Below are 21,660 nucleotides of genomic sequence, written 5' to 3'. Positions count from 1 at the left end.
CTGTGGAGCGAGCTTGCTCGCGATAGCGGTGGGTCAGTTGAGAAGATATTAGATGTGCCAGTGCCTTCGCGAGCAAGCCGGCTCCCACAAGAGTTACGGTTCCAGGCCTATGGGAAAGAACACGCCGCCGCTCCAGACCCCAAGCCAGCGTTGCCCATCGATCTCGCGACTGACCGCCAGCTCCACCAGTTGGTAGAACACGTTGCGATGAATCAATGCTTCGAGATTGCTGCGCACGTGCACGTAGGGGGCAGGTTCCTGGGTTTGAGGGTCGATCATCACCCGCATCGGATGCTCGGCACCGGCCTCAGTGGTTTCGTCGACATTGGTGGTGAAGCGCAGCAATTGCCCGTCGCCCTCACCTTCGACCTCCAGGGTCACGGCCACGAATGGCGCGTCGTCGACCTTGATGCCGACTTTTTCTACTGGGGTAATCAGGAAATAATCATCGCCGTCGCGGCGGATGATGGTGGAGAACAGCTTGACCATCGGCTTGCGCCCGATGGGCGTACCCAGGTAGTACCAGGTCCCGTCCCGGGCGATGCGCATGTCGATGTCGCCGCAGAAGTCGGGATTCCACAAGTGGACCGGCGGCAGGCCTTTGGTCTTGGGGATCTGCCCCAACAAATCATTGGCTTTTTGCGGTCCGCTCATGGTGACTCCTGGTCATTACTCGTCGCTCATCCCCAACAGGCTGCGGGCGTATTCACGCAACGGCGTGGCAATGAGGTCTTGTGGTTGCTTGTCGTGCAGTGTCAGTAAACCGCCACGACTCTTGATGCGTGCAGTATCAATCAAATACTGGGTGCTGGTCTCGATCAACATGATTTGAATCACGCTGGTGTCGACACCCAGGCGATCCACGGCTTCCTCATCCAGCCATTCATCTGTGTTGCCGATGCGGTTATCTGCCTTGGCGAAGCGGGTATAGAGCAAATAGTGGGCACCGGCGGCGCGGGCCTCGCCCATGGCCTCATCCAGGCCTTCGGGCCCACGGGCACGACGGACCATGGGGAAATACTCAATGAAACCGTTGAAAGCCTCTTCGGCCACGACATTCGGACGCGGATAGGCGCTGCCAGGCGGCGCGAATGCACCTTGGGCAATGTAAATGAACGAGTCCGGCTGAATGCGCAAATTGTTCACACGACGGCTGTCGCTGTGGTCGAGCAGGCCGGCGTCGCTCATGTGATAACGAACCCCCTCCCCCATGTCGCTGACATTCATGCAACCGCCAAGCACCAAAACGGCCAGCAGCAAAACCAGGCTACGCATCCTACCCTCCAGAAACCGGTGTCGGAAAACCGGCGAATGGTCGTGGGATGCAGCTTTTGCGCCAGCTCATGGAACAGGTGTGTTTCAGCCTTGAATCACAGGCTGACCCGGGAGTTTGATCAGCCGCCGATGATTTTCATGATGGTCGCACCGCCAGAAAACGCCACCTCCTGCTTGTCTCCCAATGCCTTCACCAGCAAGCGCTGGAGCGCAGGCAACGCCTGGTGACGGGGCTTGTCCAGCAGGTCGCCGACGAAGTGACGGTTGCTCGACGAGAGGCAGCCATGCAGCCAACCCGTAGAAGACAACCGCAGCCGCGAACAGGTACGGCAGAACGGCACGCTTTCGTTGGCGATCACGCCGAAGTAGCCTAATCCGGGAATCTCATAGCGCACGGCGGTGGCATCCACCGGTGCATCGGCTTGCAGGTACTCGTATTGATCGCCGATCAGGCTGAGCAGTTGCTGGAGGCTGACAAACTGCTGCAAAAAAGCGTTGGAATCAGAAGCCAGGTGCCCCATGCGCATTAATTCGATGAAACGCAGTTCATAGCCACGTTCCAGGCAATACTCGAGCAAGGGCATTACCTGATCCAGGTTCTGTCCACGCAACGGCACCATGTTGACCTTGATCTTCATCCCCGCCGCCCGGGCCTGCTCCATGCCATCGAGCACCGTCGCCAGGTCGCCACCGCGGGCGATACTGCGAAACGCGGCAGGGTCCAAGGTATCGAGGGACACGTTGATGCGACGGATACCGGCGTCCACCAGCAAGGGCAGCTTTTTCGCCAGCAATTGGCCATTGGTGGTCAGGCTGATGTCCTCCAGGCCCATCTGCCCCACTGCCGTCATGAAACGTTCGAGCTTGGGGCTGACCAGCGGCTCGCCGCCAGTGATGCGCAGCCGTTCGATACCGGCGGCTTCGATCAGGTACGCCACGCCCCGCGCCATCGCCTCGGCCGACAATTCATCCTGCGCAGCCACCAGCCGCTTGCCGTCAGGCACGCAGTAGGTACAAGCGTAGTTGCAGGCAGAAGTCAGGCTGATCCGCAAATTGCGGAAACGCCTGCCTTGACGGTCAACGATCATGGATCACTCCGGCGAAAGAAGAATCGGGCCGACGAAACTTGACCTGAAACTCAAGTTTTCGCAAGACCCAAGCCTGAGTATATTCCTGGGGCACTGCGCCATGTAAGCGGACATGGCGCAATAAGACATCTGAATGACTCAGCTGCTCGGAACATCGGTGTCGCGCTTGCGCTTGTTGCCCATGCGCACACCGATGTCCATCAGGAATTGGAAGAACCCTTCCTGATCTTCCAATACATTGCTCCAGAACGGCGAGTGGTATAGCGCCACCGCGCCGTGCACCAGCGCCCAGGCAGCGCAGTAATGGAAATACGGTGGCACGTCCTCGAGCTTGCCTTCGCTGATCCGGCCCTTGATCAATAGCGTCAGGCGCTCGAAGTTCGAGGCACGGATCCGGTGCAGCTCCTCGACCATCTCCGGCACCTGGTTGCCCTTGACCACTTTTTCTTCCAGGCGGTCAAACAAGCGGTAACGCTGGGGGTCGCGCATGCGGAACTCAAAGTAGGCCCGGGACAGGGCCTCCTTGTCCTTGTCCACATCGGCCGAATGCAGCAGCTCGTTCAAATCGCGCTCGTAATCGAGCATCAGGCGCAGGTAGATCTCGGCCTTGGACTTGAAGTGTTTATAAATCGTGCCTTTGCCGATACCCACGGCATCCGCAATCATCTCGACGGTGACGCTGTCTTCACCCTGATCGAGGAACAACTTGAGCGCGGTGTCGAGAATTTCCTGCTCGCGGCGACGAAACTCACGGACCTTACGGGGTTCTTTGTGCATAAGAAAAAGGTCTGAAGGGTCAAAATTCGAAGCCGGGTATTATGCCTAACTTACGCAAAAATGCACGGATCATCCGTTCTCGACCACAGTTCTTCACAAAACCGTACAGGTCGCGCTGCACGCTTGCGAGGCCGAAACGCCGCCCCGGCACGCCCTGGCTATGGTGAGAACTTATCCGAAGCGAGCGTATTCCAAATTTGTTTAAAAACCACCCCGGCCAGACTGGACGCGCCCGCATACTGATCAATACTTGAACTGTCGGCGCGACATCTCCCCCAAGTGACGCGCCGATAAAGGTACCAACGGACCGCGTGCCTTTGTTTTACTCCTAATGGTCTTAACCCGGATTCACCCCCCAGAACCCGGGTTTTTTTTGCGCAAAACTCAGCCCTGCGCTGGCCGGACATGGGCCAGTGGAAACAATTGCTTAAAATTTTCCGTCGTCTGTTCCGCGAAGCGTTCATAGGACTCGCCGCGCAGCATCGCCAGGAATGCGGCCACTTCCCGAACGTATTGCGGAAGGTTGGGTTTGCCGCGATACGGAATCGGTGCCAAGTACGGCGAGTCGGTTTCCACCAACAGGCGATCGGCCGGCACTTTACTGGCGACGTCACGCAAGGCGTCGGCGTTGCGAAACGTCACAATGCCCGACAGCGAGATGTAATAGCCCATGTCCAGCGCAGCCTTGGCCATGTCCCAATCCTCCGTGAAGCAATGCAGCACACCGGCCTGGGGCAACGCGGCGTCGCGCAGCAAGGCCAGCGTATCGGCCTGGGCGCCGCGGGTGTGGATAATCACCGGTTTGCCGGTCTGCTGCGCCGCCTCCAGGTGCAACCGGAACGACGCCTGTTGTACTTGCGCAGCTTCCGGTTCGTAGTGATAGTCCAAGCCGGTTTCGCCAATGGCGACCACCCGAGGATGATCCAGCTCGCGCAGCAGCCAATCGAGCGCCGGCGCGGCATCGGCCTTGACGTCCAGCGGGTGGATGCCGACCGAGCAATCGACATCGGCGTAACGCTCGGCCAGCGCCTTGACATCGGCTGCGTTGTCGGCGCTGACGCCGATGCACAGGAAGTGCCCGACACCGCGTTGGCGGGCCGCGTCCAGCGCAGCATCCAGGGAGCCGTCATGGACGGAAAGATCGAGACGGTCGAGATGACAATGGGAATCTACAAGCATAAAAGGCCGACTACATCGTATGAGTGGGACGGTCGGACTTCAGCGAGCCGGCCAAGTGGGTTTCGATCTGATTGCGGGCCGAATTGTCACCGTCGTTGAACTGCACGCCAACGCCGGCGGCCCGATTGCCCTGGGCACCCTTGGGAGTTATCCAGATGACCTTGCCGGCGACAGGAATTTTCTCCGGTTCATCCATCAGGCTCAACAGCATGAACACCTCATCACCCAAGCGATAATTCTTGTTGGTGGGGATGAACAGGCCGCCATTTCTGATGAAGGGCATGTAGGCGGCATAGAGCACCGAGCTGTCCTTGATGGTCAGGGACAGGATGCCATTGCGTGGCCCGGGACTGACAGGTTCGTTCATGCTGATCTCCGCTGCGATTGAGCTGAGTCTAGTCAGTTTCGACCAGGCAATCCCGCCCATTGCACCAACAGCGCCTCGAGTAACAGCACGCGGTTGAGGTTCGCCTTGCCCAGCACCTTCTGACGTTGGGCAAGGATCCAGTCCTGGATGTTCAAGATTTTATCCTGGCTGCTTTTTTGCGCCAGGTACTGGATCACCTTGCGCATGTCCGTCAAACCCAGGCCCGCCTCGTCTTCGGTCAGTTGATAACGCAGGATCAGGCTCGACCAGTCGCAGAACCAGTCGAACAGCAACAGCAGCGGGATAGCGTTCCAGCCCTCGGCCAGTTGCGTGGGGGATTGTTGTTGCTTGAGCAGTTTTTTTACGCCGTCCACCACCAGCGCCCGCTGCTCTCGCACGCCCTGGGCCTGGAGACTGACCGCCGCCAGGGGCGAGCCGGCCGCCAGGGTCAGCAGCTCGACACGTTCTTCATCGGTGCTGTCGGGCAAGGCCTGGGCCAGCCATTGCAGGCTCATCGCCTCGCTCGGCAACGGGCAGGCCTGCTGCACGCAACGACTCTTGATGGTCGGCAGCAAGCGGCTCGGCTGATGACTGACCAGCAACAGCACGGTATCGCCGGAAGGTTCCTCAAGGCTCTTGAGCAGGGCGTTGGCGGCGTTGATGTTCATCGACTCGACAGGCTCGATCAGCACCACCTTGCGTCCGCCCATCTGCGAGGTCTGGACCACGAAGCTGACCAGATCACGGACTTGGTCGACCTTGATCGCCTTATCCGCTTCCTCCGGTTCCAGCACGTAATTGTCGGGATGGCTACCGGCCTTGAGCAACAGGCAGGACTTGCATTCGCCGCATGCATTCGAAGGCCCTGGGCGCTGGCACAGCAGGCTGGCCATCAGGCGCTCGGCCAGTGCCCGCTTGCCGATACCGATCGGACCATGCAGCAGATAGGCATGGGCATGCTGGGCTCGACCGGCCAGCTGCTGCCACAAGCCGTCCTGCCAGGGATAGGCTTCAGCCACGGGCACGCTCCAACAAACGCGGCAGCAAGCCATCCAGGGACTGCTGGACCTGGGTCAGCGATTGCGCCGCATCGATCAGCAGATAACGCGCCGGATCGGCCTTGGCGCGCCCCAGGAAGGCATCGCGCACCGCATTGAAGAACGCCTGGCCTTCAAGCTCGAAACGATCGAGCCGCCCCCGGGCACTGGCGCGGGCCAGGCCGATTTCCACCGGCAAGTCGAACACCAGGGTCAGGTCTGGTCGCAGGTCCCCCTGGACGAAGGATTCCAGTACGGCGATGCGCTCCAGGGACAAGCCCCGGCCACCGCCCTGATAAGCATAAGTCGAATCGGTAAAACGATCGCAGAGCACCACGGCGCCACGGGCCAGCGCCGGGCGAATCACCTCGGCCAGGTGCTGCGCCCGCGCAGCGAACACCAGCAACAGCTCGGTGTCGGGGTTCATCACTTCCTCAACGGGCGCGAGCAACACTTCGCGGATCCGCTCGGCCAGCGGCGTACCGCCCGGCTCGCGGGTCAGCACCACCTCGATGCCGGCCGCTCGCAGGCGCTCTGCCAGGTATTCGCGATTGGTGCTCTTGCCCGCGCCTTCGGGGCCTTCCAGCGTAATAAACAAGCCAGTCACGGGCAGTCCTTAATCAAAGTCATTGCGGGCTCGGCGGCTCGCTGGCATTCGGTCCCGGCGCAGGCTCCTGAGGAGGCACCTGGGGCACGGCTTCGGGCGCTGTATCGGGCGACGCAGCGGGAATCGGCGCCTGTCCTTCCGGCGCGGCCGGAGCCGGACTGGAGCGGTAATCGGCGCGGCGCTTGAGTTGGAATTCGCGCACCGCGTTGTTGTGCGACTCCAGGTCATCGGAAAACACGTGGCTGCCATCACCGCGAGCGACAAAGTACAGGCTGTTGCCCGACGCCGGGTTCAAGGCGGCATGAATCGCTTCGCGCCCCACCATCGCAATCGGCGTCGGCGGCAACCCCGGGATCAAGTAGGTGTTATAGGGATTTTCTTCTTTCAAATGGGCACGGGTGAGTTTGCCCGTGTAGCGCTCGCCCAAACCATAGATCACCGTGGGGTCGGTCTGCAGCAGCATGCCCAGGCGCATGCGCCGCACGAACACACCGGCGATTTGTCCGCGCTCCTGGGGCACGCCCGTTTCCTTTTCCACCAGCGACGCCATGATCAGCGCTTCATAGGGTTGGGTGTAAGGCACGTCCGCTGCACGCTGCGCCCACTCCTTGGCCAGCACGTCTTCCAGCCGGTCGTAGGCTTTTTTCAGCAGGTCGACGTCCGACGTACCGCGCACGAAGCGATAGGTATCCGGGAAGAACCGACCTTCGGGAAATACCCCGGAATGACCTAGACGCTCCATGACCTGGCTGTCGCTCAAGCCGGCGAGGGTCTGCTGGAGTTTTTCATCCTTGGCCAGCGCGGCACGCACCTGACGGAAATTCCAGCCTTCCACCAGCGTTACGCTGTATTGCACCACCTCGCCGCGCTTCCAGACACCGATCAAGCCTTCCATGGTCATGCCCGGCACCATCCGGTACTCACCGGTATGCAGCGGCTGGTCGGCCAGATTGAAGCGCCAATAGATACGCAGCCAGAAGGCATCCTTGATCAGCCCGTCGGCTTCCAGGCGCTTGAGGGTTCCGGTCGGGGTGGTCCCGTTGGGCACGTCCAGCATCTCTTCCTGGGTGATGTTCAACGGCTGTTGCAGCGCCGAATGAATCTTCCAGGCCGAAGCACCCAACAACAGCCCTGCCAGAACCAGTCCGGTCTCCAGCAGCAGCAAGAATTTACGTCTCACGAATCAAGCATCCAATAGCGCGCGGGCAAGGGTCTGCAGTTTACGGGTGAGCGGCCCTGCCGACCAGCGCGCCGAACCACACGCGAGCACTGGCCACACGCCATAGACACTGTTGCAGACAAAGACTTCATCAGCCTGATGCAACTGCTCGAGGCCAATGTCGGTGATGTGCGTGGCGATGCCATGGGACTCGGCTTGAAACAATAATTGCCCACGCATCACGCCGGCCACGCCGCAGCGGCTCAGGTCCGCCGTGATCAACACGCCGTCGCGCACCAAAAACAGGTTGCTGAATACGCCTTCGATCACCCGTCCGGACGTGTCCAGCATCAAGCCTTCGGCGTATTGCGCATCCGTCCATTCGGCACGGGCCAGCACCTGCTCCAGGCGATTGAGGTGCTTGAGGCCGGCGAGCAAGGGCTGCTCGGACAGGCGCACGGCGCAGGGAAACAGGCTTACGCCTTGCTCGGCGTGAGCAACAGGATACTTCGCCGGAGGGCTGCCCTGCAGGATGCGTCGGGCCGGGGCTGATGGATCAGCGGCATATCCGCGCAGGCTGTCGCCCCGGGTGACGATCAGTTTCAGCACGCCGTCGCCAAGATGTTGCGCATAGGCCTGCAGCTCGCCCTTCAGCACGACCCAATCGACATTGATTTCGAAGCGCCGGCAACCCAGCGCCAGGCGGTGCAGGTGAGAATCCAGCAGAACGGGCTTACCATTGCGCACGAGGATCGTTTCAAACAATCCATCGCCATAAGCCAGGCCGCGATCTTTCAGCGACAGAACGTCGGCTGGCTGACCGTCGACCCAGCTTTCCATCAACCGGCGAACCGGCGGAACACCAGCGAGCCGTTGGTCCCGCCGAAGCCGAAGGAATTGGACAACACCACGTCGATGTCCATGCTGCGGGCCGTGTGCGGCACGAAGTCCAGATCGCAGCCTTCGTCCGGCTCATCGAGGTTGATGGTCGGTGGCGCGGTCTGGCTGTTGATCGCCAGCACGCTGAAGATCGCCTCGACTGCCCCTGCCGCACCCAGCAGGTGACCGGTCATGGACTTGGTCGAGCTGATCGCCAGCTTATAGGCGTGCTCGCCGAACACGGTCTTGATCGCCTGGGCCTCGGCCAAGTCGCCAGCCGGGGTCGATGTGCCATGGGCGTTGATGTACTGCACCTGCTCGCCATTGAGCTTCGCGTCACGCAAGGCATTGGCGATGCAACGGGCAGCACCGGCGCCATCGGCCGGAGGCGATGTCATGTGGTACGCGTCGCCACTGGTGCCAAAGCCAATCAGCTCGGCATAGATGGTCGCGCCGCGCGCCTTGGCGTGCTCCAGCTCTTCGAGCACCAACGCACCGGCGCCGTCGGACAGCACGAAGCCATCGCGTCCCTTGTCCCATGGTCGGCTCGCACGGGCCGGCTCGTCATTGCGGGTCGACAGCGCACGGGACGCGCCGAAGCCACCCATGCCCAGTCCGCAGGCTGCCATCTCGGCGCCACCGGCGATCATCACGTCGGCTTCGTCGTACATGATGTTGCGCGCGGCCATGCCGATGCAGTGGGTCCCGGTGGTGCAAGCCGTGGCAATGGCGTAGTTAGGCCCCTGTGCACCGAGGTGGATGGACAGGAAACCGGAAATCATATTGATGATCGAGCCCGGCACGAAGAACGGAGAAATCCGCCGCGGCCCCGAATCGTGCAGGGTGCGGCTGGTTTCTTCGATATTGGTCAAGCCGCCAATACCCGAACCCATGGCCACGCCGATGCGTTCACGGTTGGCGTCGGTGACTTCCAGACCCGCGTTACGTACTGCCTGGAAACCGGCAGCCAGGCCGTACTGGATGAACAGGTCAAGCTTGCGAGCTTCCTTGACCGACAGGTATTCCTCGACATTGAAGCCCTTTACCGAGCCGCCAAAACGGGTGGAATAGGCAGAAAGGTCGGTGTGTTCGATCAGACCAATGCCACTGCGGCCAGCCAGAATGCCCTGCCAGCTGCTCGGCACATCCGTGCCCAGTGGCGACAACATACCCATACCGGTGACTACGACGCGTCTACGCGACACAGCACTCTCCTTTTTCTAATGACGACTTTGCATCAGGCCTAAAGAAAAAACCGCACGCCGTAACGGCAGTGCGGTTTTTCCATGACAGCGAGCGACGACTAAAAACGATTACGCCTGGTGGCTGGTAACGTAGTCGATAGCAGCTTGTACAGTAGTGATCTTTTCAGCTTCTTCGTCAGGAATCTCGGTTTCGAATTCCTCTTCCAGAGCCATCACCAGCTCAACGGTGTCAAGGGAGTCGGCACCCAGGTCTTCAACGAAGGAAGCGGTGTTCACAACTTCTTCTTCTTTAACGCCCAGTTGCTCGGCAACGATTTTCTTGACGCGCTCTTCGATGGTGCTCATACCTTGTTTTCACTCCTAATGGACAAATTCAGGCAGCTGGCCAGTGGGTAAGTGTATAGAAGAACTTTTCGGTTTTTCAACCGAAAGCTTCACTCCTCAAACCCTGCGGCCCGCCGTCTATAAATTGATTGCAGCTTTATAACGGATTTTAGACAGCTCGTATGACATTTTTTTGAAGCAATCCGTCACATTTAACTCATGTACATCCCGCCGTTTACCGGGATTGTAGCCCCGGTCACGTATGCCGCACCGTCCGACGCAAGAAAAGCGACCACGGACGCGATTTCTTGAGCTTGCCCCAGACGACCCAGCGGAATCTGTGTCAGCAAGGCTTCGCGCTGTGCTTCCGGCAGCTCACGGGTCATGTCGGTGTCGATGAAACCCGGTGCAACCGAGTTTACCGTAATCGAGCGCGAACCCACTTCACGTGCCAGTGCGCGGCTAAAACCTTCCAGACCGGCTTTCGCCGCAGCATAGTTTACTTGGCCTGCGTTGCCCATGGCACCCACAACCGAGCCGATACTGATAATTCGTCCCCAACGGGCCTTGGTCATGCCGCGCAGAACGCCCTTGGACAGCCGGTACAGACTGTTCAGGTTGGTGTCGACCACGTCGAACCATTCGTCATCTTTCATGCGCATCATCAGGTTATCGCGGGTGATACCGGCATTATTGACCAGGATCGCCGGAGCGCCGAACTGCTCCTGGATGCTCGCCAGCACCGCCGCGACAGATGGGTCGCTGGTGACATTCAGCTCAAGGCCAGTGCCTTGGATGCCGTTTTCCTTCAAGGTCGCAGCGATACGCTCGGCGCCCGAAGCGGAAGTCGCGGTACCTACGACAATGGCGCCTTGACGACCCAGTTCCAGGGCAATGGCCTGGCCGATGCCACGGCTTGCACCGGTCACCAGTGCAACTTTACCTTGCAGACTCATGCAAGCTTCTCCTGTTCAGGCCTGCGCTGCGCGAGCGGCAGCGAAAGCGTCTCGGGTGTTGAGATTGGAAGTCGATACGCCTTCGGCGCAGCGCTTGTTCAGGCCGGCAAGGACTTTACCCGGACCGCATTCGACCAGCTCAGTCGCGCCCTTGGCAGCCAGGGTTTGCACCGATTCGACCCAGCGAACCGGCTTGTAGAGCTGTTCCAGCAGATCACGCTTGAGTGTTTCAAGATCCGGCGCCACATTGGCGCTGACGTTCTGCACTACGGGAATCTGCGGCGCCTGCCAGTCGATGGCGGCGATGGACTCGGCGAAGCGCTCGGCAGCCGGACGCATCAGTTCGCAGTGCGACGGCACGCTGACCGGCAGCGGCATGGCGCGCTTGGCACCGCGAGCCTTGCAGCCTTCGATGGCGCGCTCGACAGCGGCCTTGGCACCGGCGATGACCACTTGGCCGGGGGAGTTGAAGTTCACCGCGCTGACCACATCACCCTGCGCCGCTTCGGCACACGCAGCCAGCACATCGGCGTCTTCCAGGCCGAGGATCGCAGCCATGCCGCCCTGCCCGGCCGGAACGGCCTCCTGCATCAACTGGCCGCGACGCTCCACCAGCTTCACCGCGTCACCCAGGTTCAGGCTGCCGGCGGCGACCAAGGCGCTGTATTCGCCCAGGCTATGGCCGGCGACGAACGCAGGGCGTGCGCCACCTTCGGCCAGCCACAGGCGCCAAAGCGCAATCGAGGCGGTCAGGATGGCCGGTTGGGTCTTGTCGGTTTGATTGAGTTGTTCTTCCGGCCCTTGCTGGGTCAGTGCCCACAGGTCGTAACCGAGGGCATCGGAAGCTTCTTTGAATGTTTCGAGGATCAGCGGGTATTGCGCGCCCAGCTCGGCCAGCATGCCGAGGGACTGCGAGCCCTGTCCTGGAAAGACGAATGCGAGGGAAGCAGACATGAAAACAAAGCCCCTAATGATCTTGCCGTCAAAAATTGACGCCCCTGGGGGGCGCTAGGAAACTGACAGTTGGATGGCGGCTTGAACCGACCGGTCACATTTAAGCATTGTCGGACGAAAACGCCTAAGTTAACAAATCTTCGAGGCGGCCATGCAGGCGCTCGGGCAGGTTCTCCTGGATCTCGATCACCGCTCGATTGATCGCACTCTGGAAACCCTCCACACCCGCCGAACCGTGGCTCTTGATCACAATACCCTGCAGGCCGAGAAAGCTCGCCCCGTTGTGCCGCGCTGGCGCCAGGTCTGCCTGCAAGCGACGCATCAACGGCAACGCCAAGGCACCGATCACCCGCGAAGCGATGGTTTGCCTGAACAACGTCTCGATGCGCTGGCCGATCATGGTCGCCAGGCCTTCGCTGGACTTGAGCAGGATGTTGCCGACGAAGCCATCACACACCACCACATCAGCTTCACCACGGTACAAACCATCGCCTTCGACGAAGCCGATGTAATTGATACCTGGCGCAGCCTGCAACAGCGTAGCGGCCAGCTTGACCTGCTGATTGCCCTTGATGTCTTCGGTGCCGATATTCAGCAAGGCCACGCGAGGGCGCACGATGCCCAGGGTTTGCGCCGCCACCGAACCCATCACCGCAAATTGCAGCAGGTGTTCAGCGCTGCAATCGACATTGGCGCCCAGGTCGAGCAACTGGCAAAAACCGCGCTGGGTGGGGATCGCCGCCACCATCGCCGGCCGGTCGATACCCGGCAGGGTCTTGAGCACGTAGCGCGACAACGCCATCAGCGCACCGGTATTGCCCGCACTGACACACGCCTGGACCTTGCCATCGCGCAACAGCTCGAGGGCCACCCGCATCGAGGCATCAGGCTTGCTGCGCAGGGCCTGGGCCGGCTTTTCGTCCATGGTGATGATTTCGGACGCCGGAGTGATTGTCAGGCGCGTGCGATCCACAGCCGATTGGCCGCTGAGCATTTCTTCGAGAATGGAGGGTTGACCGACGAGGGTCAGGTGCAGCGAGGGCGTAGCATTCAGGCAAGCAAGGCTGGCCTGAACAATGCTGCGGGGACCGAAGTCCCCGCCCATTGCGTCAATCGCGATGACTTGAGCGGACAAGTGCTTACTCGTCAGCGCCCTTGTCGATCACTTTACGGCCACGGTATACGCCTTCTGGCGATACGTGGTGACGCAGGTGAACTTCACCAGTGGTTTTTTCTACAGACAGGGTGCTAGCCTCGAGAGCGTCGTGCGAACGGCGCATGTCACGGGCAGAGCGGGATTTTTTGTTCTGCTGAACAGCCATAATTGATTAACTCCTAAACGTTTGGGTCACGCTTTAACTGCGCCAATACACTGAACGGGTTGGACCGCGTTACCTCGTCCTCGCTCGGTTCGGGCTCATCTGCTCCCGCCGGCTGCTGGCATTCTTCCGGATGATGAGCAGGCACAATGGGCAAGGCAAGCAGAAGCTCCTCCTCGATCAGTGACTGCAGATCCAAAGGATCTTCGCCCAGTTCCAGCACGTCATAACCTTTCGGCAACGACTGGGTATTCGCACCCTCCTTCACCACCGCATAACTGCATTCGCTGTGGATCGGCAGGGTGACCAGCTCAAGACAACGCTGGCAAACCATTTTGACTTCAGTGTCGATAAAGCTGTGGATAACCACAGATTTACGTTCATCTCGTTCAAAAACGAATTTGGCCTGGACCGTCCCGACATTGTCGGAAAGCGGGTCGCAGAGTCTCTTCAAATCGGCCAGCAGCAGTTCACCTTTGAGGGTGGTGCCACGGTCAGCCAATTTGCGCGGGTCAACGTGAGGTGGAATCGGGTCATTCAACATAGGCGCAGCATTATAGGGATGCACCCGGCCATGTCAAAGGAAATTCAGCCCTGTCCGTCACTTGCGCGCCTCGCTAGAATTCGCGCCTGCCCTTGGGAGATGTCCATGCTGCCTTTATTACTTGCTTCCAGCTCGATTTATCGTCGCCAATTGCTTGCCCGCCTGGGGCTGCCATTCGTCTGCAGCTCACCGGACATCGACGAAAGTCGTCACCCCGACGAGCCCGCCATCGAACTGGTCAAACGCCTGGCCCGGGAAAAAGCCTTGGCACTGGCCGACCACCATCCAGCTCATCTGATTATCGGTTCGGACCAGGTGGCCGTGCTCGGCGAACGCATCCTCGGCAAGCCTCACACCTTCGACAATGCCCGCGAGCAACTATTGGCTGCCAGCGGCACTCGGGTGACCTTCCTGACAGGCCTGGCGCTGCTCAACAGCCAGACCGGCACCTGCCAGGTCGACTGCGTTCCGTTCACCGTCCACATGCGCACCCTGGACCCGGAGCGCGTCGAACGCTACCTGCGGGCCGAGCAACCTTACGACTGCGCCGGTAGCTTCAAGGCCGAGGGATTGGGTGTAAGCCTGTTTCAGAGCACCGAAGGGCCGGACGCCACCAGCCTGGTGGGCCTGCCCTTGATTCGTCTTGTGGATATGTTGCTGGCCGAGGGCGTGCAAGTCCCCTGAAGCGTGGGCCTGCACACCTTTGTGGCGGGGAATCGGTGCAATCTTTCAGATCAACGCAGCACCGGCCCCTGGAAGCCCATCCACATCGCCAGGTGCTCAGCGATGCTGGCGCCCAGCTTTTTCGAGAAGCGATCAAACGGGGACTCTTCGATGGTGAAGTCCACCAAATCCTTCTGGCCAATCACATCCCGCGCCACCGAACTGGCACTGCCCAGGCCATCGACCAACCCCAGGGGCAACGCCTGCTCCCCCGACCAGACCAGCCCGGAGAACAGCTCTGGATGCTCCTTGTCTTTCAGTCGCTCGCCCCGCCCTTTCTTCACGCTGGCGATGAACTGCCTGTGGGTGGTATCGAGCACGCCCTGCCAAAACGCGGTTTCTTCAGGTTTTTGCGGCTGGAATGGATCAAGGAAAGACTTGTGCTCGCCAGAGGTATACACCCGACGCTCCACCCCCAGCTTCTCCATTGTCCCGACAAAGCCATAGCCGGCCGCCGTCACACCGATGGAGCCCACCAGGCTGGCTTTGTCCGCATAGATCTGGTCCGCCGCGCTGGCGATGTAATACGCCCCGGACGCGCCAAGATCGGAAATAACCGCGTAGACCTTGGTTTCCGGGTGCAACGCCCGCAGACGAACGATTTCGTCATAGACGTACCCCGACTGCACCGGACTACCCCCCGGGCTGTTGATGCGCAGCACTACGCCCTTGACCTTCGGATCCTCGAAAGCAGCCCGCAGGCTACCGACAATATTGTCTGCACTGGCAGGCTCCTTGTCGGCGATCATCCCCTCGATATCGATCAATGCGGTGTAGGCCGATCCGCTGACAGCGCTTTTCTCCATGTTCATCAGCGGCGTGAACAGCGCCAGCGCGACGAAAAGATAAACAAACGTCAGCAACTTGAAGAAAATGCCCCAACGGCGGGAACGACGCTGCTCCTGGACACTGGCCAGCAAGGTCTTTTCCAACAGCTTCCAGCTTTTATCGTCACCGCTCCCGTTACTGGCCTTGTCCGGTGCTTTCCATTCGTCGGTCATGCGTGAATCCCCAGCAAAACTTAATTGGCCCGCTGGCTCAGCCAGGCGTGCAATTCAGGAAAATGATCAATGGCCAGCCGTGGCTCGAACGCCTGTAGCGCCTCGATCGTCTGCGCACCATAACTCACGGCCACCGACCCCATGCCGGCATTGCGCGCCATTTGCAGGTCGAAGGACGAGTCCCCCACCATCAGCGCCTGATCAGGCCGCATACCGCAGTGGGAAAGGATCTGCTCGAGCATCAGCGGATGCGGCTTGCTGGCCGTTTCGTCCGCAGCGCGGGTGATATCGAAGTAATCGTCCCAACCGTGGGATTTCAAAACCCGATCCAGCCCCCGCCGGGCCTTGCCGGTGGCAACCGCCAGCCGATACCCGTCGGCCCGCAGGCTCTGGAGGGTATCTGCCACACCCTCGAACAATGGCGAAGGCTCAGCCTCCAGCGCGATGTAGCAGTCGGCATAATGCTGGCGAAAAACGACCAGTTCATCGTCGCTGATCTCGGGATACAGGCTGCGAATCGCTTCCGGCAGCCCCAAGCCGATGATGCCCTTGACCGCAAAATCGTCGCACCGAGCCAAACCCGAACGATCCGACGCGACATGCATCGCATCCACAATCCGACCGATGGAGTTTGCCAGAGTGCCGTCCCAATCGAAGATCAGCAGCTTGTAATCAGGATGCACTCAACCGCTCCACGGTCTTGGCCCACATGTCATCGACAGGAGCCTGCAATTTCAGCTCGCCACCATCAGGCAGCGGCACGGTTAGCATATAGGCATGCAGGAACAGGCGCTTGCCACCCAGGTCGCGGATTTCCTTGGTGAAATCGTCATCGCCGTATTTGCTGTCACCGGCAATGCAATGCCCGGCGTGCAACGTATGGACGCGAATCTGGTGCGTACGGCCGGTGACCGGCTTGGCCTCGATCAAGGTGGCGAAGTCGTCGAAGCGGCGCAGCACCTTGAAGACGGTCAGCGCCTCCTTGCCCTCTTCGTTTACCTCCACCATGCGCTCGCCGGACCGCAGGTTGCTCTTGAGCAACGGCGCGCGGACTTGCTTGATGGAGGTATCCCACCGGCCTCTCACCAGCGCCATGTAGCGCTTGTCCACACCATCGCCGCGCAATTGCTCGTGCAGGTGGCGCAGCATGCTGCGTTTCTTGGCGATCATCAGCAGGCCGGAGGTGTCGCGATCCAGGCGATGGACCAACTCCAACTCCTTGGCATCGGGACGCAACTGACGAAAGGCCTCGATGACACCGAAATTCAAGCCGCTGCCGCCATGAACCGCAATGCCTGCGGGCTTGTTGATCACAATCAGCGCCTTGTCTTCGTAGACAATGGAGGCTTCGAGACGCTGTAACAGGCCTTGGGCCAAAGGGACCGGCTCATCGCGCTCAGGCACGCGAACCGGCGGCACGCGCACGATGTCGCCCGCCTGGAGCTTGTATTCGGGCTTGATCCGACCTTTGTTCACCCGCACTTCGCCTTTGCGCAAAATGCGGTAGATCAAGGTCTTGGGCACACCTTTGAGTCGGGCCAGAAGGAAATTATCGATTCGTTGGCCGGCATATTCCGGCAAGACCTCGAGCAGTTGAACGCCAGGGGTCGAAGGGGCAGTAGTTGTCATGGCGGCGATCATAACAATTTTTTATGGAATTGAAGCACTTAATCATTGCTGCTATAGTCGCGAACGCCGCCAAAAGTGGCTGGACAGCGGACCAACGGCCAAAAACCGGCCCTGACCAACGCAATTCACGAGGACGAGAGGCCGTCCTACGGGGCTTTCGCTACGTAACGGTAGAGTTTGCAGGTGTAACGAGCGCAGGTGACATGAGGCCTGAAATACGCCGCGAAGCAGAGTTTTGACTCGCCTCGCGCGCCACATTCACGGCCAGTTCACAAAGTGCAGTCAGTTGCGAACGACCCCGAGCGAGAGCTTCGGAAACAACGCCTAAATTAGCCATGATGCGTGACCTCCCCTTTCGGAGCTCACGGTAAATGCCAACCCGCTGCGGATTCTGCGCGCGGCAGCACCCGAATTATCAGGGATACGTGTAGGGTGGAGATGTACAACCGTCGGACTGTGTAGCACTAGGCTTATATTTAGACGCTTCATCTCGTCCACAGACGCCGGTTGATTCCTCCTCCTGACTGAGTGCTTGAGTACCAGCAAGCAGGACGCGTCCGTCGCGACTTCGCCATCATTGGGTCGAACTCGCTGGACACTGGAGTGGCCTCGCCACTTCCATGACGCACCTGACACCGACCGTGAGAAGTCGTGTGTGCCGCACGCCGTTTCCGGCAGCCCGGAAACCGACGGTACTACATGAAAAGAATGCTGATTAACGCAACTCAACCCGAAGAGTTGCGTGTTGCACTGGTAGACGGCCAGCGCCTCTACGACCTGGATATCGAATCCGGTGCACGCGAGCAGAAGAAGGCCAACATCTATAAAGGCCGGATTACTCGCATCGAACCAAGCCTTGAGGCTGCCTTTGTCGATTTCGGCTCCGAGCGCCACGGCTTCCTGCCCCTCAAAGAAATCTCCCGCGAATACTTCAAGAAGGCCCCTGAAGGCCGCGTCAACATCAAGGACGTCCTGAGCGAAGGCCAGGAAGTCATCGTCCAGGTCGAAAAAGAAGAACGTGGCAACAAGGGCGCAGCCCTGACCACTTTCATCAGCCTGGCCGGCCGCTACCTGGTCCTGATGCCGAACAACCCGCGTGCCGGCGGCATCTCCCGTCGCATCGAAGGCGAAGAGCGCAATGAACTGCGTGAAGCCCTGAACGGCCTGGTTGCACCCGCCGACATGGGCCTGATCGTTCGCACCGCCGGCCTTGGCCGCAGCAGCGAAGAAATGCAGTGGGACCTCGATTACCTGCTGCAACTGTGGACCGCCATCAAAGAAGCTTCGCTGGATCGCTCCGCGCCATTCCTGATCTACCAGGAAAGCAACGTGATCATCCGCGCCATCCGCGACTACCTGCGCCAGGACATCGGCGAAGTGCTGATCGACAGCGTCGAAGCCCAGGACGAAGCCCTGACCTTCATTCGCCAGGTGATGCCGCAGTACGCCAGCAAGATCAAGCTCTACGAAGACAGCGTCCCACTGTTCAACCGCTTCCAGATCGAAAGCCAGATCGAGACCGCCTTCCAGCGCGTCGTCGAATTGCCTTCCGGCGGCTCCATCGTCATCGATCCGACCGAAGCGCTGGTGTCCATCGACATCAACTCGGCCCGCGCCACCAAAGGCAGCGACATCGAAGAAACCGCCCTGCAGACCAACCTTGAAGCGGCCGAAGAGATCGCCCGTCAGTTGCGCCTGCGCGACATCGGCGGCCTGATCGTCATCGACTTCATCGACATGACCCCGGCCAAAAACCAGCGCGCCGTGGAAGAAAAAGTCCGCGAATGCCTGGAAGCCGACCGCGCCCGCGTACAGGTCGGCCGCATCTCGCGCTTCGGCCTGCTGGAAATGTCCCGTCAGCGCCTGCGTCCATCCCTGGGCGAAAGCAGCGGCATCGTCTGCCCGCGTTGCAACGGCACCGGGATCATTCGTGACGTCGAGTCGCTGTCCCTGGCGATCCTGCGCCTGATCGAAGAAGAAGCCCTGAAAGACCGTACCGCCGAAGTTCGCGCCCAGGTGCCGATCCCGGTGGCCGCGTTCCTGCTCAACGAAAAACGCAACTCGATCACCAAGATCGAACTGCGCACCCGGGCCCGCATCGTCATCCTGCCGAACGATCATCTCGAGACGCCGCACTTCGAAGTGCAGCGCCTGCGCGATGACAGCCCGGAAGCCCACACCAACCAGTCCAGCTACGAAATCGCCGCGGCCGCTGCCGAAGTGGAAGAAGTCCAGCCAGCTGCCGCCGCCACCCGCACCCTGGTTCGCCAGGAAGCAGCGGTCAAGACTGCACCTGCCCGCGCCAACGCTCCGGTTCCGACCGAAGTCGCCGCTCCGGTTGCCGCTCCGGCCGCCGCACCAGAACCAAGCCTGTTCAAAGGCCTGGTGAAGTCCCTGGTCAGCCTGTTTGCCACCAAGGAAGAGCCCGCAGCCCCCGCCGTCGTCGCCAAGCCAGCCGCTACCGAGCGCCCTGCCCGCAACGAGGAGCGCCGCAACGGTCGCCAGCAGACCCGCAACCGTAACGGTCGCCGTGACGAAGAACGCAAGCCGCGCGAAGAACGTGCTCCACGTGAAGAACGCGCACCACGCGAGCCGCGTGAAGAGCGCCAGCCTCGCGAAGCCCGTGAGGAAGCGCCAGCCGTAGCCCGCGAAGAACGCGCACCGCGTGCGCCGCGTGAAGAACGTCAGCCACGCGCCCCTCGTGAAGACCGCAAGCCACGTGGCGAGCGTGAAGAACGTGTCCGCGAACTGCGCGAGCCACTGGATGCTGCCCCAGCCGTTGCCGCCGCAGCTACCGCAGCTACCGCTGAAGAACGTCCGGCCCGCCAGCCTCGTGAAGAACGTGCACCGCGTCCTCCACGTGAAGAACGTCAGCCACGCGCCGAGCAGGCAGCCGCCGCAGCCAGCGAAGAAGAAGTGTTGAGCGCCGAAGAGCAACTGCAGGAAGACGGCCAGGACAGCGCCGAAGGTGATCGTCCACGTCGCCGCTCCCGTGGCCAGCGTCGTCGCAGCAACCGTCGTGAACGTCAACGTGACGCCAACGGCAACGTGATCGAGGGTTCGGAAGAGTCCGAATCCGCCGAGAACGCCGAAGCGCCAAGCGCCGCCGACCTTGCCGCAGGCCTGGCCGTGACCGCAGCCGTTGCCAGCAGCGCCATCAGCGCTCCGGCCGAAGCCCAGGCTCACGAACAAGCCGAACGCGCCACCGCAGCCGTGGAAAGCGCGCCGGCTGTCGAAGCGCCTGTGGTCGAAGCCACCACCCCGGTAGAAGCCACGGCTTCGCCGGAAGTGGAACTTGCACCGGCACTTGAAGCCCAGCCTGAAGCTGAAGTGACTGCCGAGCCCGCACCAGTCGCCGAGCAACCGGTGGCTGCCGCCGAACCGGTCGTCGAAGCACCAGCTGAGGAAAAAGCACCAGAACCTGTTCGCGAGGAGCAGACCGCGTTCAACTGGCATGCCGAGCCAGCCGCACCGGCGCCGGTCGTTGAGCCAGAGCCGACGCCAGAACCCGTGAAAGCGGTCGAGCCAGAAGCAGTCGCGCCGGCTCCAGTGGTTGAAGCGCCTGTGGTTGCCGAAGCACCGGCCCCGGTGCAAGAGCCTGCACCTGCCAGCGCCCTGACCGAGAACGGTCGTGCGCCGAACGATCCACGTGAAGTTCGCCGTCGCAAGCGTGAAGCCGAGCGCCTGCAGAAGGAAGCCGAACAAGCTGCCGCTGACGCCGCTCAAGCGCCTGCTGCCGAGCCCGCTCCGATCGTCGAAGTCGTCGAAGCGGCGCCTGCTCCAGTCGCCGAAACCGCCGCCGAACCAACCCCGGTTGAATCGGCTCCGGTGATCGACGAACCTCGACACGCCGTAGAAGAAGTCGCACCGCGTCACACTGAAGCCCTGGAAAAAGAGCACGAGCCTAAACCTCACGCCTGATTCCATCGCCCAGTAAAAAGCCCCGCCTGGTTCATGCCAGGCGGGGCTTTTTTATGCCTCACGACTTATCCACTTAACTCTGTGGGAGCGGGCATCTGCATCGGCTGTTATTTGAAGGCCAATGCCTCTGGCACATCAACATCCCAGGTGACCCCAGGGTCGTCCACCGGCACTTCGACCACTTGCGCCCCGGCAAACAACGCCTTGGCGCCACGATCCCCGGTCAACGCCATCAGTTTCGACGCAAATCCACTGCCAAAGCCCACCGGATGCCCATACTCACCTGCAAGGACCGGCACGCTGATACCGTCCCCGTGAATCCCCGCCGCCACTTGATCGATGCTCGACGGCAGGATAAATGGCATATCGCCCAATACCATCAGCCAGCCATCGAGATCAGGGCAGGCCTGGACGCCAGCGGCAATGCTGTCTCCCAAGCCGGGCGAGTCCAGCTCCACATAATCACATCCATAGGCCTGGGCCATGCGGATGGCTTGCGGACGATCCGTGCTTGTCACCAGCACGCGCTTTTCCAGGGATGCAGGTAAATTCACCAGCACATGCTCGAGCACCGACCGGACAGCGCCGTCACGTCCCGTGCAATCGGCCAGCAGCTTATCCTTGCCAGCCCCTGCCACTTGGCGGAAACGGCTGCCCGATCCGGCCGCGAGGATGATCACGCCAATCGACTTTCCCATACACCCTCCTTGCCTGCG

Annotated in this window: 23 protein-coding genes; 2 read left to right on the top strand and 21 right to left on the bottom strand. The window is 60.7% G+C overall.

The annotated features are described in order from the left end of the window. Positions 1–93: 93 nt before the first annotated feature. The 17 genes from AD663_RS07425 to AD663_RS07350 form a co-directional block, all read right to left on the bottom strand. On the bottom strand, positions 94–654 hold the full coding sequence (locus AD663_RS07425; RefSeq protein WP_003179424.1) for a DUF1285 domain-containing protein: 561 nt from the start codon (positions 652–654) through the stop codon (positions 94–96). A gap of 15 nt (positions 655–669) precedes the next feature. Further along, positions 670–1,275 (bottom strand): DUF4823 domain-containing protein, encoded by a 606-nt coding sequence (locus AD663_RS07420; RefSeq protein ID WP_003179422.1) that lies wholly within the window; start codon positions 1,273–1,275, stop codon positions 670–672. A 119-nt stretch (positions 1,276–1,394) separates the two neighbouring features. Continuing rightward, a complete protein-coding gene (locus tag AD663_RS07415; RefSeq protein WP_053213494.1) occupies positions 1,395–2,363 on the bottom strand; it encodes a GTP 3',8-cyclase MoaA in 969 nt (322 codons plus the stop codon). A 138-nt stretch (positions 2,364–2,501) separates the two neighbouring features. Then, complete coding sequence (locus tag AD663_RS07410; protein WP_003179418.1) at positions 2,502–3,140, bottom strand: TetR/AcrR family transcriptional regulator; 639 nt, start codon at positions 3,138–3,140, stop codon at positions 2,502–2,504. Positions 3,141–3,524: 384 nt separating this feature from the next. Then, positions 3,525–4,319: a TatD family hydrolase gene (locus AD663_RS07405; RefSeq protein ID WP_053213493.1), complete on the bottom strand. Its 795-nt coding sequence runs from the start codon at positions 4,317–4,319 to the stop codon at positions 3,525–3,527. 10 nt (positions 4,320–4,329) lie between these two features. Continuing rightward, positions 4,330–4,686 carry a PilZ domain-containing protein gene (locus AD663_RS07400; protein ID WP_053213492.1) on the bottom strand — a complete coding sequence of 119 codons (357 nt, stop codon included), beginning with the start codon at positions 4,684–4,686 and terminating at the stop codon, positions 4,330–4,332. A gap of 32 nt (positions 4,687–4,718) precedes the next feature. Further along, complete coding sequence (locus tag AD663_RS07395) at positions 4,719–5,705, bottom strand: DNA polymerase III subunit delta' (RefSeq protein ID WP_053213491.1); 987 nt, start codon at positions 5,703–5,705, stop codon at positions 4,719–4,721. Continuing rightward, positions 5,698–6,330 (bottom strand): dTMP kinase, encoded by a 633-nt coding sequence (gene tmk / locus AD663_RS07390; RefSeq protein WP_003179410.1) that lies wholly within the window; start codon positions 6,328–6,330, stop codon positions 5,698–5,700. The genes AD663_RS07395 and tmk overlap by 8 nt, the downstream gene beginning before the upstream one ends. Before the next feature lie 19 nt (positions 6,331–6,349). Beyond that, entirely contained in the window at positions 6,350–7,510 is a 1,161-nt protein-coding gene (gene mltG / locus AD663_RS07385) for an endolytic transglycosylase MltG (RefSeq protein WP_003179408.1), read from the bottom strand. A 3-nt stretch (positions 7,511–7,513) separates the two neighbouring features. Further along, positions 7,514–8,329, bottom strand: a complete 816-nt coding sequence (gene pabC, locus AD663_RS07380; protein ID WP_003179405.1) for an aminodeoxychorismate lyase — start codon at positions 8,327–8,329, stop codon at positions 7,514–7,516. Then, positions 8,329–9,573: a beta-ketoacyl-ACP synthase II gene (gene fabF, locus AD663_RS07375; RefSeq protein WP_003179403.1), complete on the bottom strand. Its 1,245-nt coding sequence runs from the start codon at positions 9,571–9,573 to the stop codon at positions 8,329–8,331. The genes pabC and fabF overlap by 1 nt, the downstream gene beginning before the upstream one ends. 108 nt (positions 9,574–9,681) lie before the next feature. After that, a complete protein-coding gene (gene acpP, locus AD663_RS07370) occupies positions 9,682–9,918 on the bottom strand; it encodes an acyl carrier protein (protein ID WP_003175607.1) in 237 nt (78 codons plus the stop codon). Between the two features lie 191 nt (positions 9,919–10,109). Then, positions 10,110–10,853, bottom strand: a complete 744-nt coding sequence (fabG, locus tag AD663_RS07365; protein ID WP_003179402.1) for a 3-oxoacyl-ACP reductase FabG — start codon at positions 10,851–10,853, stop codon at positions 10,110–10,112. Between the two features lie 15 nt (positions 10,854–10,868). Further along, positions 10,869–11,807 carry an ACP S-malonyltransferase gene (gene fabD / locus AD663_RS07360; RefSeq protein WP_003179400.1) on the bottom strand — a complete coding sequence of 313 codons (939 nt, stop codon included), beginning with the start codon at positions 11,805–11,807 and terminating at the stop codon, positions 10,869–10,871. A 124-nt stretch (positions 11,808–11,931) separates the two neighbouring features. Next, the gene (gene plsX / locus AD663_RS07355) at positions 11,932–12,942 is read right to left on the bottom strand and encodes a phosphate acyltransferase PlsX (RefSeq protein WP_003179398.1); all 1,011 of its coding nucleotides are present in this window, start codon (positions 12,940–12,942) and stop codon (positions 11,932–11,934) included. Between the two features lie 4 nt (positions 12,943–12,946). Further along, positions 12,947–13,129, bottom strand: coding sequence for a 50S ribosomal protein L32 (rpmF, locus tag AD663_RS28225; protein ID WP_003179396.1), 183 nt, complete (start codon positions 13,127–13,129; stop codon positions 12,947–12,949). 13 nt (positions 13,130–13,142) lie between these two features. Beyond that, the gene (locus AD663_RS07350) at positions 13,143–13,670 is read right to left on the bottom strand and encodes a YceD family protein (RefSeq protein WP_003179389.1); all 528 of its coding nucleotides are present in this window, start codon (positions 13,668–13,670) and stop codon (positions 13,143–13,145) included. 105 nt (positions 13,671–13,775) lie between these two features. On the opposite strand from AD663_RS07350, the gene AD663_RS07345 reads away from it, so the two are divergent. After that, positions 13,776–14,354 (top strand): nucleoside triphosphate pyrophosphatase, encoded by a 579-nt coding sequence (locus tag AD663_RS07345; protein ID WP_003179384.1) that lies wholly within the window; start codon positions 13,776–13,778, stop codon positions 14,352–14,354. A gap of 50 nt (positions 14,355–14,404) precedes the next feature. Here the strand turns inward: AD663_RS07345 and AD663_RS07340 are convergent, their stop codons facing one another. Genes AD663_RS07340 through rluC form a run of 3 tightly spaced genes read right to left on the bottom strand, consistent with a single transcriptional unit; the run spans position 14,405 to position 17,023 of the window. After that, on the bottom strand, positions 14,405–15,394 hold the full coding sequence (locus tag AD663_RS07340; protein ID WP_003179382.1) for a S49 family peptidase: 990 nt from the start codon (positions 15,392–15,394) through the stop codon (positions 14,405–14,407). Positions 15,395–15,414: 20 nt separating this feature from the next. Next, positions 15,415–16,077 (bottom strand): HAD-IIIA family hydrolase, encoded by a 663-nt coding sequence (locus AD663_RS07335; RefSeq protein WP_003179381.1) that lies wholly within the window; start codon positions 16,075–16,077, stop codon positions 15,415–15,417. Beyond that, complete coding sequence (gene rluC, locus AD663_RS07330; protein ID WP_033046427.1) at positions 16,067–17,023, bottom strand: 23S rRNA pseudouridine(955/2504/2580) synthase RluC; 957 nt, start codon at positions 17,021–17,023, stop codon at positions 16,067–16,069. The genes AD663_RS07335 and rluC overlap by 11 nt, the downstream gene beginning before the upstream one ends. 699 nt (positions 17,024–17,722) lie before the next feature. Between rluC and rne the strand changes: the two genes are divergently transcribed. Further along, on the top strand, positions 17,723–20,944 hold the full coding sequence (gene rne, locus AD663_RS07325) for a ribonuclease E (RefSeq protein ID WP_003179377.1): 3,222 nt from the start codon (positions 17,723–17,725) through the stop codon (positions 20,942–20,944). A 107-nt stretch (positions 20,945–21,051) separates the two neighbouring features. Here the strand turns inward: rne and AD663_RS07320 are convergent, their stop codons facing one another. Further along, complete coding sequence (locus tag AD663_RS07320; RefSeq protein ID WP_003179375.1) at positions 21,052–21,642, bottom strand: NTP transferase domain-containing protein; 591 nt, start codon at positions 21,640–21,642, stop codon at positions 21,052–21,054. Positions 21,643–21,660: the final 18 nt, after the last annotated feature.

Source organism: Pseudomonas sp. Q12-87 (assembly GCF_001269755.1).
Taxonomy (GTDB): domain Bacteria; phylum Pseudomonadota; class Gammaproteobacteria; order Pseudomonadales; family Pseudomonadaceae; genus Aquipseudomonas; species Aquipseudomonas fluorescens_S.
This window is presented reverse-complemented; position numbering and strand designations above follow the sequence as displayed.

Coding starts and splice junctions, on each gene's coding strand:
- rluC (WP_033046427.1), bottom strand. CDS start 17,023: ATGACAACTACTGCCCCTTCGACCCCTGGCGTTCAACTGCTCGAGGTC.
- AD663_RS07415 (WP_053213494.1), bottom strand. CDS start 2,363: ATGATCGTTGACCGTCAAGGCAGGCGTTTCCGCAATTTGCGGATCAGC.
- AD663_RS07340 (WP_003179382.1), bottom strand. CDS start 15,394: ATGACCGACGAATGGAAAGCACCGGACAAGGCCAGTAACGGGAGCGGT.
- AD663_RS07350 (WP_003179389.1), bottom strand. CDS start 13,670: ATGTTGAATGACCCGATTCCACCTCACGTTGACCCGCGCAAATTGGCT.
- fabG (WP_003179402.1), bottom strand. CDS start 10,853: ATGAGTCTGCAAGGTAAAGTTGCACTGGTGACCGGTGCAAGCCGTGGC.
- AD663_RS07410 (WP_003179418.1), bottom strand. CDS start 3,140: ATGCACAAAGAACCCCGTAAGGTCCGTGAGTTTCGTCGCCGCGAGCAG.
- AD663_RS07345 (WP_003179384.1), top strand. CDS start 13,776: ATGCTGCCTTTATTACTTGCTTCCAGCTCGATTTATCGTCGCCAATTG.
- rpmF (WP_003179396.1), bottom strand. CDS start 13,129: ATGGCTGTTCAGCAGAACAAAAAATCCCGCTCTGCCCGTGACATGCGC.
- AD663_RS07425 (WP_003179424.1), bottom strand. CDS start 654: ATGAGCGGACCGCAAAAAGCCAATGATTTGTTGGGGCAGATCCCCAAG.
- AD663_RS07420 (WP_003179422.1), bottom strand. CDS start 1,275: ATGCGTAGCCTGGTTTTGCTGCTGGCCGTTTTGGTGCTTGGCGGTTGC.
- pabC (WP_003179405.1), bottom strand. CDS start 8,329: ATGGAAAGCTGGGTCGACGGTCAGCCAGCCGACGTTCTGTCGCTGAAA.
- AD663_RS07400 (WP_053213492.1), bottom strand. CDS start 4,686: ATGAACGAACCTGTCAGTCCCGGGCCACGCAATGGCATCCTGTCCCTG.
- AD663_RS07405 (WP_053213493.1), bottom strand. CDS start 4,319: ATGCTTGTAGATTCCCATTGTCATCTCGACCGTCTCGATCTTTCCGTC.
- acpP (WP_003175607.1), bottom strand. CDS start 9,918: ATGAGCACCATCGAAGAGCGCGTCAAGAAAATCGTTGCCGAGCAACTG.
- AD663_RS07320 (WP_003179375.1), bottom strand. CDS start 21,642: ATGGGAAAGTCGATTGGCGTGATCATCCTCGCGGCCGGATCGGGCAGC.
- fabD (WP_003179400.1), bottom strand. CDS start 11,807: ATGTCTGCTTCCCTCGCATTCGTCTTTCCAGGACAGGGCTCGCAGTCC.
- rne (WP_003179377.1), top strand. CDS start 17,723: ATGAAAAGAATGCTGATTAACGCAACTCAACCCGAAGAGTTGCGTGTT.